Consider the following 11,770-nt stretch of genomic DNA (forward strand, 5'->3'; position numbering starts at 1 on the left):
GTTCATTTATTTTCTCTGGGGTCAGGTTAACAAACTTTTCATCTGTCTTCTCTAAAATATTTTGTTTCCCATATTGCTGCTGAACAATATCAAACTGGAAAGTCAAAACGAGGTCATAATACGGGAAACTATTGAACTGGGGTTCATCAGTAATTAGAACTCTGTGCGGCGGGGTTTTGAAAAATATACACTTCGGTTGCACCACGTCCATATTTCTGATAATCTGCATCATAAAATTTAATATTGTCGTAGCGTTTTAATAAAAACTCCAATTCCTGACGCAATACACCCTCACCCACTCCGTGAATAAAGACCAAACGCTGAAATCGCTTTTGAATAGCAAAATCCAATTGACGCTGGGCTGTCTCAATCTGTAAATTGAGCATATCATAATTATCCATTCCACGGGTAGATTTCACAAGCTGATTGATATGCAAATCAACCTCCAAAACAGGAATGTGTTTTTCTTTTTTTAAAAGGGGCGATTTGTGCTTCTTGGAAGATTCCTTTTCTTTAAAAACTTCGGGATGTGGGACTGACATTTCAATTTCTTGTGAAATCGTCTCGCTGGATGCAATCAACTCGTTTTCATTAAAATCCAATTCAAATCCATCTTTAGTCTCAACCACAACTTGATTGTCTTTAAAGCCAACTACTTTTCCTTCTATCAATTCATCTATTGCAAAAACAACATCACCAATCTTAAATTTCATAATTCAAATCAAAATTTTCCACAAAGATACTTTATAAAAACATTCCATTAAAACCTTCTATTTTCATTCAACTATAAATCTATAAACCAAGCAGATAATCGAAAAAAAACACTCATTTTTAACTAATTATTAAAAAATATTGTATTTTTGATACAATTATAACCGCAGTAAAACCCCAAACTACTGATTTAAAACTATTTAATTATGAAACACCTACTACTTACAGCAACCCTATTGCTATTAGCTAGTAATATGTTTGCACAGCTTTTTGTGCGTCCAAACCCTTCAACAAATACAGACAGCTATCTTTATGCTAACGATGTGGTGCTGTTTGTTGAACAAGACGTTCAGCTGGTTGAAAATGATGAAGAAGAAACACAAGCAAGTATTTATTTAAGAGGAGACTCTCAATTAATTCAAGGAGCCTCATCATCACTAAATGCAGGCAATGGCTCATTGTCTGTCTGGCAACGAGGTTGGGGAAATTCATATGATTATAACTACTGGGGCTCTCCCGTGGGCAACCCATCAGGTGGGGCAGGAAACACCACATTTGGAATTACACGTATCTTTGATGTACAACACGATGGCATAAGTGCACTAGAGCCTACACATAGTCTACCTCAAACATCCATAGGAAGTTTGAACGGTGTGCCAAGTGCTGTTGGTGAAACTGCAACCTCACTAAGAATTTCTCAACGCTGGATCTATACTTTAGGAGAATCAGGTTATGCTAACTGGAATTATATTGGTAATAGCACCAATATTCCTGCAGGAACCGGCTTTACTATGAGAGGTACCGGTGACGCCTCTTATGGTACGTACTTTGAAAATGCCCACGACCAGTTATATGACTTTAGAGGAAGACCCAACAATGGTACAATCAGCTTTACAGGTGTTCAAGCCGGTAACGAAGAAGCCTTGTTAGGCAACCCCTACCCTTCAACTATTGATTTAACAGCTTTTTTAGCACACAATGTCAATAAAATTCAAGGCACTATTTGGTTTTGGGATCAAAACAGAACAATCAATTCTCACTATTTAAATCAAATTCAAGGGGGCTATGGTTCCTGGGTGCCAGCCGGTGGTTCTCCAGTTGATGCAGAGTATGGAGGTGGTGTGACCGGAGAGTTTTCACCTGCTGTATACATAATGTACACAGGGGCTGGAGATCCTATACCTGGTCCAACATATGGCTCTGGTACAGACTATGACGATAGTACTCGTTTTGCAGCTATTGGTCAGGGGTTTATGGTAAGAGGTGATGATGGCGGAACAGTAGAGTTCACAAATGACATGAGGGTATTTGTACCACAAAGCACCTCATTAGTGCAATTTAAAAACACTGTTGATCCAGAAACAATAGATTTTGACAACCAAACAAAAAACAATGGTTTTGGCCTCTTAAGAACTGTACGTTTGTTAGTTGAAACCAATGAGCTGTATGGGCGTGAATTGGTCTTGATGTTTTCACCCAACACTACAAAAGGTAAAGATTGGGGCTTTGATGGCAAACACCCCTTACTGATAAACAGCGGTGATAGCTTTTGGCCACTTGTAGGTGAAGAAGATCCTTATGTTATTCAAACCAGACCTTTTGATTTCAATGATAGAATTCCTTTTGGTGTTAAAACTAAAAATGGACAAACCAAATTCAATATCAAGATTAAAGAACGCTTTGGGTTCTCCATAAATATATGGTTGTATGACCGTCAAGAAAACACCTTTCAATTAATTGATGAAGAAAATGGCGCAAATATTACTGTCAATGGCCCTGCAACACAAATCGACAGACGCTTTTTTATAGTTTTCAAAGATCGTACAAGAACTATGGAAGAAGAAAAAGAAGTGAAAGATTTAGTGGTATCAAAGGTTGATTTCTTCCAAAACAACAAAGCAAAACAGCTGGAAGTTTACAATCCAGATGTGTTAGACATTAAATCAGCCTATGTATATGATATGACAGGTAAGGTGGTCATTCAGGAAAATAATTTAGGTAAACAAAACAAATACACCTTTGACACTGCTAGTTTAAGTAGTGGTGTATACTTGGTTAAACTCATTACAGCCGAAGAAGTTGTAATTGATTACAAAGTTACCGTTCATAACAGATAAATATAGAATGTACCCATTCTAAAAAAAGGGCTGATTGAAGAAATTCAATCAGCCCTTTTTGATTCATAGAAGTCTCTGATTATTGCTCAAAAGCTTGCAGTGTCTTGGTAATAATCGAAACACAATCAAGCAGTTGTTCTTTATTCATCACCAAAGGTGGTGCAAAGCGAATGATATTTCCGTGGGTTGGTTTTGCTAATAAGCCATTATCGCGAAGTGCAATACAAATGTCCCAGGCAGTTGAACTGTCTTCAGTATCATTAATTACAATAGCGTTTAATAGACCGCGCCCTCTCACTAATTTGACTATTGAACTGTTTTCTATATATTTTTGCATTTCACTTCTAAACAATTCGCCAAGTACTCTTGAGTTTTGTGTAAGATTTTCATCTTTAACAACTTCCAGAGCTGCCATACCTACTGCTGCTGCAACGGGGTTCCCACCAAATGTGGAACCGTGTTGACCGGGTTTTATAACATTCATTATGTGATTGTCTGCCAGTACTGCCGAAACAGGATAAGCACCTCCTGAAAGGGCTTTTCCAAGGATTAAAATATCAGGGCGACTGTAAGTTGACTGACGTTCACAGTGATTTTCACAAGTACAGTTACCACAAACGGCAAGTAAAGAGCCTGTTCTAGCAATTCCGGTTTGGATTTCATCTGCCATAAAAAGAACATTGTGTTTGTTACACAATTCTTTTGCTTTGCTCATATAATCATCTGCAGGTGTATAAACACCGGCTTCTCCCTGAATGGGTTCAATGAGGAAACCGGCAATATTTTTATTGCTAGTGATGGCTTTTTCCAAAGCTTGTATATCATCATAATCAATTTTTATGAACCCTGGTGTGAAAGGCCCAAAATTCTTTCTGGCATTTTTATCGTTTGAAAAAGAAATAACAGTGGTAGTTCTTCCGTGAAAATTATTCTCTGCAACGATGATTTGTGCTTCGGTTTCTTCAACTCCTTTCACTTCATATGCCCATTTTCTGGCTATTTTTATAGCGGTTTCAACGGCTTCTGCACCAGTGTTCATTGGTAATACCTTGTCAAACTGAAAATAGTCGGTGATGTATTTCTCAAAACGCCCCAGCATATCATTGTGAAAAGCTCTTGAAGTTAACGTAAGCGTTTCCGCTTGACGTGACATGGCATTGACAATTTTAGGATGACAATGACCTTGATTTACTGCAGAGTAAGCTGATAAAAAATCATAGTATTTTTTTCCTTCAACATCCCAAACGTAAACGCCTTCACCTTTACTTAAAACTACAGGAAGCGGGTGGTAATTATGAGCCCCGTGTTTGTCTTCCAGGTCAATGGCTTGTTGTGATGTGATTTTGTCTAAAGTAAGCATAGATGAAATTTTAAAAAGTTAACTAATAGTATTCCTGCTTGGCTTAAATCGTGGAGAGAAATCATCCTTGAAGTACAAAAATAGCTATAATCCGTTAAAATAAATAAAGAATCTCAAAATATTGCGCAATGTCATTTTTAAGCTAAAATGAATAGCTTATTTTTGAAAGTAAAGTAATTATTCATGTCAGATTCCAGAGGGTATTCTTTAAAAAAAATTGCAAAGTACCCATTCGTCTATGCCCGAAATACAAAAGTTGGAATCTTTTTAATGTGTATCGCAATAGCCACCGCATTAACCTATTTTCTAGGTGGTGACCACTTTGTGAGAACACAATATATAGTCCTGTTTTTGTTATTTTTCTCCATATTATTATGGTTTACTGAAGCCATACCTCCCTTTGCCGTAGGTATTTTTATTGTTGGTTATCTCATCTTCTTTATGGGACGGGAAGGTACTATGGATGTGAAGCATTATGTACAAACATGGTCTGATGGGGTCATCTGGTTGTTTTTGGGAGGCTTTTTTCTTGCGGAAGCAATGCGAAAAACAAGACTAGATATCAAGTTACTTATTATTACAGCTCCAAGGTTTGGAGACAAAGCAAAATACATTATTCTGGGACTTATGATTGTCACAGCAATTTTATCGATGGTGATGAGCAATACGGCCACCACGGCTATGATGCTGGCAACGGTAACGCCTCTGTTTTCTAAAATTGACAACAAAGCCCTTCAAAAAGCATTTTTACTGGGTATTCCCTCTGCCGCAGCCATTGGTGGAATGGGAACCATAATTGGTTCGGCACCAAATGCCATTGCCGTGGGTGCGCTGGAGGCTATTGGAATAAAAATCAGTTTTCTGCAATGGATGAGTGTTGGTGTGCCGGTGGCATTGCTCCTCACCTTTATGACCTGGAAGCTCTTATTGAATAAGTACAAACTCGGCGAACTGAAATTATCGATTGATTTTATAAAAGATCTCGAACGCAAAAAAGACCAAAGAAAAGAGGAAAAACTTCAAAAGCGCATTGTACTTATAGTATTAATGCTCACCATTTTTCTTTGGCTTACTTCACAGTGGTCAGGAATTCCGGTGGCTGCTGTTTCAGGAATTCCCATAGTAGCTTTGACGATGATGGGGATTATTGATGCTGATGATGTGAGAAAACTTCCCTGGGATACTCTAATGTTAGTTGCCGGCGGACTGGCCTTGGGAATTGCTATTCAGGAACAAGAACTGGCCCTCTACTTTGTTTCAAAAATAAGTGTGTTTGATATGAACGTATATTTATTGTTAGTGCTCTTTAGTTTACTCACAGTAGCCTTGTCCAATTTTATGAGCAATACGGCTGCGACTACTATTTTAGTGCCGGTGGCAATTTCGCTTATAAGTATTTATGGTGATGTGAATCCTGTTATATTTACAATGGTTATTGGACTAAGTGCTTCGTGTGCCTTGCTCCTTCCTGTTTCTACACCTCCCAATGCCATTGTTTACAGTACCGGACTTGTGGAGCAATCAGAATTCAGGCTTGGTGGTTTATTCATCGGGCTAGCCGGTCCCGTTGTCATTATTTTATGGACCTTACTGCTTACTTTTATTTTTTCCTAAATAGAATTAAATTGGTAGTGAAATAAACAGAAAATCTAAGTCAAACCCTTATTTTTGCCTTATGGCAAGAAAGAAAAACAAAAGACAAATTTTTGAAAATATAGCAGTGTTGGATGCCGGTGCAAAAGGAAAGAGCATCGCGAAGGCACCAGACGGAAAGGTAATTTTCCTAGGCAATGCTATCCCGGGCGATGTAGTGGATATTCAAACTACAAAAAAAAGAAGTGCATATTATGAAGGAGAAGCCATCGCTTTTCACGAGCTTTCAGAAAGAAGAACAGAACCCAAATGTGTTCATTTTGGAATTTGCGGCGGCTGTAAATGGCAAAACATGAAGTATGATGAACAGCTTTATTTTAAAGAAAAAGAGGTTGTCAATAACCTAAAGCGCATAGGAAAAATTGATCTGCCAGATGTTTCTCCAATTTTAGGATCCAAAAACACGTATTATTACAGAAATAAAATGGAGTTTTCATTCTCTGACAGTCGTTGGCTTACTTTTGACGAAATTAATTCAGATATAGAGTTTGAAAATCGCAATGCATTAGGATTCCATATTCCGGGAATGTGGGATAAAATTCTTGATTTAAAAGAATGCCACTTACAAAGAGAACCTTCCAACAGCATCCGCTTGGAAGTAAAAAATTATGCCGTTAAAAACAAGCTTTCATTTTTTAACACCCGAAAACAGGAAGGTTTTTTACGAACCCTAATGATCAGAACCACTAGCATCGGTGAATTAATGGTACTTATTCAGTTTTATAAAGAAAATAGCATCCAACGAGAACAACTGCTCGATCACCTTGCCACTAAATTTCCCGAAATCACTTCATTGCTCTATGCCATTAATCCTAAAGGGAATGACACCTTGTATGATTTAGAAGTCCATTGCTATAAAGGCCGCAATTATATTGTAGAAAAAATGGAAGGACTACAATTTAATATCAACGCAAAGTCATTTTATCAAACCAACTCTGAACAAGCCTATGAGCTATACAAAATCACACGTGAGTTTGCCGGTTTATCAGGAAATGAATTGGTTTATGACCTCTATACCGGGACAGGTACTATCGCACAGTTTGTTGCCAAAAATGCCCAAAAAGTGATTGGTGTTGAATCAGTTCCCGATGCTATAGAAGCAGCAAAACAAAATGCTCAATTAAACAATATTCACAACGTAGAGTTTTTTGTAGGTGATATGAAAAAGATTTTTACAGAATCGTTTATCAGCCGGCATGGACATCCTGATGTTATTATTACAGATCCTCCACGGGATGGCATGCACAAAGATGTTGTTTTACAAATTATGAACGTAGCCCCTCAAAAGATTGTATATGTTAGTTGTAACAGTGCCACACAAGCCCGGGATCTTGAAATGATGGATAAAAAATACAAACTCGTAAAAACACAGGCCGTTGATATGTTTCCACAAACACATCATGTAGAAAATGTTGTACTTTTGGAAAAACGAACATAATGATTAAAAAATTGCTGCTTTTAATTTGTTTACTTACTTTATTTCAAGGGTGTACCAGGGATGACATTTGTCCGGCTGAAACACCTAAAACACCTTTATTAATCATTCAGTTCTTTAATGCTGAAAATCCTGAAGCCTCTAAGGAAGTAAATGCTTTTACCGTTATCAGGCCTGAAGATGAGATTAGTATATTCGCACCTGTTACAACCGATTCAATAGCCATACCACTTTTTACAGGTGCTGATTTTACAGAATATTTTTTTATTTCAAATGCAAATGACAGCATTCAAAATATTGATTTTGTATCCTTTTCTTATCAAAGAGCTGATGAATATATCAATAGGGCTTGTGGTTTTAGAACAAACTTTAAAGAGCTTAATTTTGAATTAGCACTACCCACTCAGCAAAGTTGGATTTCTCAAATGAATATTCAATCCGACAGTATAAATGCAAGAAACCAAGATGAAGCACATTTGTATATTTATCATTAACCTTTTGTTTGTCGTTCAGTTTTTACAGGCTCAAACAACTACTGAAACTTTAGATACTATCAGTAACAAGGAAATCTTTGGCCTTCGGGTGGGACTGGATATTTTTAAACCTGCGAGGACACTCTTTGATGAAGACTTTTCAGGTTTCGAAGTAATGGCAGATTACAGAATATATAAAAACTATTATTTAGCTCTTGAAATTGGTATGGATGAGAAAACTACTTTTGATGACAGAATTACTTCAAAAGGAGAAGGAAGCTATTTTAAAATTGGATTTGACTACAATGCTCATAAAAACTGGTATGGTTTAAACAATATGATTTTTGGTGGGTTACGTTATGGGTATTCTGCATTTTCTCAAGAACTATTGCATTATGAAATAGCAACTGAAGCACTATTTTTTCCACCCGATGTTCGCACAGAAACTATTGAATTCCAAGGGCTCAAAGTTCATTGGGTTGAATTAATTGTGGGCATTAAGGCTGAAGTGCTTAATAATTTATTCTTATCGATAAACTTACATTTAAAGAACAGGGTTGCAGAAAAAACACCTGAAAACTTTGAAAACCTTTACATACCGGGTTTTGGAAGAACCTATGAAAACAGTAAGTTTGGTGCCGGTTTTGGGTATGGTATCAGTTATTTAATTCCAATCTCAAAAAATTAATTAGCCTCTTCGTTTACTTCCTTCATATAGTTCATATTTTACAAAACGAGCTTCCAGCTTTCCGTTAAATGTTTTAATCTTTCTGGAAGGTCTTAAACCAACAAACTTCAATGCCTCCAAATTTGCAGTAATAAACCAGGCTACAGAATTTGAATACCCCCTTTTTAAAGTGTTTCCAATGTCTCCATAAAAAGTTTCTATATCGATACTTAACCGTTCATCATACGGAGGATTAAAAACAATGTGCAACGGTCCACTAGTATTTTTTTCAGTTTTAAAAAAGTCTTCATGACTCACTTTAATAAACTCTTCAAGGTTTGCGTTTTTAATATTTTCTTTCGCTTTAGCTATAGCAGAAGGAGCTTTGTCATATCCAACAATGGTGTAATTAAAATTAGTCATTCGTTTTAAAAGTGCATTTTCAATTACTTCAAACAGCTTTTCGTCATAATCATTCCAATGTTGAAACCCAAATTCTCTTCTGTTGATATTTGCTGGAATATTACAAGCAATCATAGCGGCTTCAATCAAAAACGTGCCACTTCCACACATTGGATCCAAAAAATCACTTTGCCCTTTCCATCCTGATTGTAGCAACAACCCAGCAGCCAACACCTCATTGATAGGAGCAATATTGGTGTCAGTACGATAACCTCTTAAGTGAAGGCTTCCACCTGAACTATCTAACGATAGCGTACACTGATCTCCTTGAATGTGTATGTTGATTTGAAAATTAGGATGTAGAGTATCGATAGATGGGCGTTCACCGGTAGATTCTCGTAATTGATCTACTATAGCATCTTTCACTTTGTGAATAACATATTGAGAATGATTGAAGAAATCTGAAAAGATAGTCGCGTCCAAAGCAAATGTGGTGGTTGGACCAAAATAATCCTGCCAGTTTACTTTTCTGATTTGCTGATATAATTGCTCGTCGTTTCGTGCTTTAAAGCTGTAAATTGGTTTTAAAATTTTGATAGCTGTGCGTAAACACAAATTAGCCTTATACATAAACCCTTGATCACCAAAAAATGAAACATTTCTGGTTCCTGTTACAACTTGCTGAGCACCTAAGTCTTTTAATTCTTTGGCAAGGACTTCTTCAAAACCAAACATGGTTTTAGCAAGCATTTTAAAATTTTTTTCCATAAAACAACTTCTTAATGCTGCAAAAATACATTAATTTAGACGTCATAATGAAATACAATGCAAAAACTGAACGAATCCTGGTTTAGCTCCTGGTTTGATACTCCATACTACCATATTTTATATAAAGACAGAGATTATAAAGAAGCCGAGCACTTTATGAAAAAGCTTACTGGCTATCTCAAACTTTCAAAAGGTGATTCCATACTTGATCTTGCTTGTGGCAGGGGAAGACATTCAATTAGTCTTAACAAACTTGGTTTTGATGTGACTGGAGTTGACATTTCACCTGCAAGTATCGTATATGCAAAAGATTTTGAAAATGATACTTTACATTTTAAAGTACACGATATGTGTAAACCTTTTCCGTCAAAATTTGATGCTGTTTTTAATCTTTTTACAAGTTTTGGCTATTTTGAAAAGGAAGAAGACAATCTTAGGACACTTTATTCAGTAAAATCAAACTTAAATGAAGGCGGAAAAGGAGTTATTGATTTCATGAATGTAAATTATGTACTTCAAAATTTAATTGAAAAGGAAACTAAAACCGTCAATAAAATCAAATTTCTTATTCATCGGTATGAAAAAGAAGGTTACCTATACAAAGATATCTCATTTACAGATGTTAATGAAAGCTATACGTTCACTGAAAAAGTAAAAATACTCACTTTGGATGATTTTCACTCCTATTTTAAAAAAGTGGGAATTGATTTAATATGTACTTTTGGAAATTACAATTTAGAAAGTTTTGATGTAAATAATTCAACTAGATTAATCCTGATTTTTAATTAATGAACTACCTTTTACCAATTCTTTCCATTGCAATTGGATTCTTATTTGTGATCCTTTTTAAACCAAAAAAGCCAGCAAGCATAAAGCTTTTCCTCGCTTTTAGTGGTGCCTTTTTACTAGCTCTCACCGTTTTTGAATTATTACCTGAAGTATATAAATCTCAAAGCAACTATGTGGGTGTTTTTATAATGGTTGGTATTATTCTCCAAATATTTCTTGAATTTTTCTCAAAAGGTGCTGAGCATGGACATGTGCATCTACATACACAAGATAAAACTTTTCCTTGGATGCTTTTTTTAAGTCTCAGTATACATGCATTTTTGGAAGGGATGCCCATACACAGTCACGACCATTTGGTTCTTGGTATAGTAATTCACAAAGTGCCCATTGCTATTATTCTAACCCTGTTTTTTATTCAGGCAAAATATTCAAAAAAACAAACCTTCATTTTCTTACTCTTATTTGCTGTTATGACACCCGCCGGAAGTCTAGCAGCAGATAAAATACAATTTTTTAATGCTTATTCAGTTGAGATTACAGCTTTGGTTATTGGAATTTTCTTACATGTATCAACTACCATATTATTTGAAAGTAGTGAAGGCCATAAATTTAATATGGCAAAATTACTGATAGTTATCTTTGCTGCTTTTCTAGCTTACATGCTTTAGATGACTTTTAAAAAAATGAACAAATAGTGAAAAAAACTGCCCAGCAAAACAAAAATATGCCAGACTACGTGAAAGAATTTAACCCGGTGCCTTATATAAAAAAGGATTCCCACGGTATAAAACACCCCCCCAAGAGCCAGAAGCGTTAATCCTAAAGCGTCTGTTCTTTCATACAATACATTGAAGTCAATAGCAATCAACCATCCCATAACCACATAGAGTATTAGAGAAATAGTTTCAAATCTTCCCGTAAAAAAGAGTTTTAATATAGCTCCTACAGCTACTATTCCCCATACTGTCCAGAAAAGTTCCCAACCTAGGCTATCTTCCAACAATAACAAAACAATAGGACTATAGGTGCCTGCTATTAAAACATAAATACTAATATGATCCAGTATTCGCAACTTATCCTTATGGGATGTGCGCTTTTCAAAATGATAAAAAGTAGAAGAGAAATAAAGTAAAACAAGTGAACTGCCATAGAGAGAAACACTTAAAATACTTTGAAACGTTCCTTTTGCTTCATATAGAAGTAGGAGAATAAAACCCAAAATACTGAGTAAAAAACCTATTCCGTGAGTAAGCCAGTTATAAAACTCTTCTTTTTCTGTTTGTGTTCGCATTCTAATAAATTCAGAAATAAAAATAAGAAGATTATATTACAGTTTTGTAATTTTAAAAGTCTAGTAAACAAAAAAACCCTTCATCGATTGATGAAGGGTTTTAA

The 11,770-nt window shown here is 35.9% G+C and carries 11 protein-coding genes; 7 read left to right on the top strand and 4 right to left on the bottom strand.

The annotated features are described in order from the left end of the window. Positions 1-146: 146 nt before the first annotated feature. The gene (locus AACY61_RS02265) at positions 147-713 is read right to left on the bottom strand and encodes a Smr/MutS family protein (protein ID WP_339609789.1); all 567 of its coding nucleotides are present in this window, start codon (positions 711-713) and stop codon (positions 147-149) included. 204 nt (positions 714-917) lie between these two features. Here AACY61_RS02265 and AACY61_RS02270 point away from each other — a divergent pair, with 204 nt between their 5' ends. Then, on the top strand, positions 918-2,828 hold the full coding sequence (locus AACY61_RS02270; protein ID WP_339609791.1) for a T9SS type A sorting domain-containing protein: 1,911 nt from the start codon (positions 918-920) through the stop codon (positions 2,826-2,828). A gap of 79 nt (positions 2,829-2,907) precedes the next feature. On the opposite strand, the gene rocD is transcribed toward AACY61_RS02270, so the two are convergent. Continuing rightward, positions 2,908-4,188 (bottom strand): ornithine--oxo-acid transaminase, encoded by a 1,281-nt coding sequence (rocD, locus tag AACY61_RS02275; protein ID WP_339609792.1) that lies wholly within the window; start codon positions 4,186-4,188, stop codon positions 2,908-2,910. Positions 4,189-4,371: 183 nt separating this feature from the next. On the opposite strand from rocD, the gene AACY61_RS02280 reads away from it, so the two are divergent. The 4 genes from AACY61_RS02280 to AACY61_RS02295 all read left to right on the top strand — a co-directional run bounded on the left by AACY61_RS02280 (position 4,372) and on the right by AACY61_RS02295 (position 8,437). Then, positions 4,372-5,802 (top strand): SLC13 family permease, encoded by a 1,431-nt coding sequence (locus AACY61_RS02280; RefSeq protein ID WP_339609793.1) that lies wholly within the window; start codon positions 4,372-4,374, stop codon positions 5,800-5,802. A gap of 61 nt (positions 5,803-5,863) precedes the next feature. Continuing rightward, complete coding sequence (gene rlmD, locus AACY61_RS02285; protein WP_339609795.1) at positions 5,864-7,279, top strand: 23S rRNA (uracil(1939)-C(5))-methyltransferase RlmD; 1,416 nt, start codon at positions 5,864-5,866, stop codon at positions 7,277-7,279. Further along, entirely contained in the window at positions 7,279-7,770 is a 492-nt protein-coding gene (locus tag AACY61_RS02290; RefSeq protein ID WP_339609796.1) for a DUF6452 family protein, read from the top strand. The genes rlmD and AACY61_RS02290 overlap by 1 nt, the downstream gene beginning before the upstream one ends. Continuing rightward, complete coding sequence (locus AACY61_RS02295) at positions 7,742-8,437, top strand: DUF6048 family protein (RefSeq protein ID WP_339609798.1); 696 nt, start codon at positions 7,742-7,744, stop codon at positions 8,435-8,437. The genes AACY61_RS02290 and AACY61_RS02295 overlap by 29 nt, the downstream gene beginning before the upstream one ends. Here the strand turns inward: AACY61_RS02295 and AACY61_RS02300 are convergent, their stop codons facing one another. Next, positions 8,438-9,586, bottom strand: coding sequence for a THUMP domain-containing protein (locus tag AACY61_RS02300; RefSeq protein WP_339609800.1), 1,149 nt, complete (start codon positions 9,584-9,586; stop codon positions 8,438-8,440). It abuts the gene before it with no gap. 57 nt (positions 9,587-9,643) lie between these two features. Between AACY61_RS02300 and AACY61_RS02305 the strand changes: the two genes are divergently transcribed. Continuing rightward, a complete protein-coding gene (locus tag AACY61_RS02305) occupies positions 9,644-10,375 on the top strand; it encodes a methyltransferase domain-containing protein (protein ID WP_339609802.1) in 732 nt (243 codons plus the stop codon). Continuing rightward, complete coding sequence (locus AACY61_RS02310; RefSeq protein WP_339609804.1) at positions 10,375-11,043, top strand: ZIP family metal transporter; 669 nt, start codon at positions 10,375-10,377, stop codon at positions 11,041-11,043. The genes AACY61_RS02305 and AACY61_RS02310 overlap by 1 nt, the downstream gene beginning before the upstream one ends. Here the strand turns inward: AACY61_RS02310 and AACY61_RS02315 are convergent. Further along, complete coding sequence (locus AACY61_RS02315; RefSeq protein WP_339609806.1) at positions 11,040-11,666, bottom strand: hemolysin III family protein; 627 nt, start codon at positions 11,664-11,666, stop codon at positions 11,040-11,042. The genes AACY61_RS02310 and AACY61_RS02315 overlap by 4 nt on opposite strands. Between the last annotated feature and the right edge of the window lie 104 nt (positions 11,667-11,770).

The sequence above is a fragment of the uncultured Planktosalinus sp. genome (genome assembly GCF_963973675.1).
GTDB lineage: Bacteria > Bacteroidota > Bacteroidia > Flavobacteriales > Flavobacteriaceae > Planktosalinus.

Coding starts and splice junctions, on each gene's coding strand:
- AACY61_RS02300 (WP_339609800.1), bottom strand. CDS start 9,586: ATGGAAAAAAATTTTAAAATGCTTGCTAAAACCATGTTTGGTTTTGAA.
- AACY61_RS02280 (WP_339609793.1), top strand. CDS start 4,372: ATGTCAGATTCCAGAGGGTATTCTTTAAAAAAAATTGCAAAGTACCCA.
- rlmD (WP_339609795.1), top strand. CDS start 5,864: ATGGCAAGAAAGAAAAACAAAAGACAAATTTTTGAAAATATAGCAGTG.
- AACY61_RS02290 (WP_339609796.1), top strand. CDS start 7,279: ATGATTAAAAAATTGCTGCTTTTAATTTGTTTACTTACTTTATTTCAA.
- AACY61_RS02270 (WP_339609791.1), top strand. CDS start 918: ATGAAACACCTACTACTTACAGCAACCCTATTGCTATTAGCTAGTAAT.
- AACY61_RS02315 (WP_339609806.1), bottom strand. CDS start 11,666: ATGCGAACACAAACAGAAAAAGAAGAGTTTTATAACTGGCTTACTCAC.
- AACY61_RS02305 (WP_339609802.1), top strand. CDS start 9,644: ATGCAAAAACTGAACGAATCCTGGTTTAGCTCCTGGTTTGATACTCCA.
- rocD (WP_339609792.1), bottom strand. CDS start 4,188: ATGCTTACTTTAGACAAAATCACATCACAACAAGCCATTGACCTGGAA.
- AACY61_RS02295 (WP_339609798.1), top strand. CDS start 7,742: ATGAAGCACATTTGTATATTTATCATTAACCTTTTGTTTGTCGTTCAG.
- AACY61_RS02265 (WP_339609789.1), bottom strand. CDS start 713: ATGAAATTTAAGATTGGTGATGTTGTTTTTGCAATAGATGAATTGATA.
- AACY61_RS02310 (WP_339609804.1), top strand. CDS start 10,375: ATGAACTACCTTTTACCAATTCTTTCCATTGCAATTGGATTCTTATTT.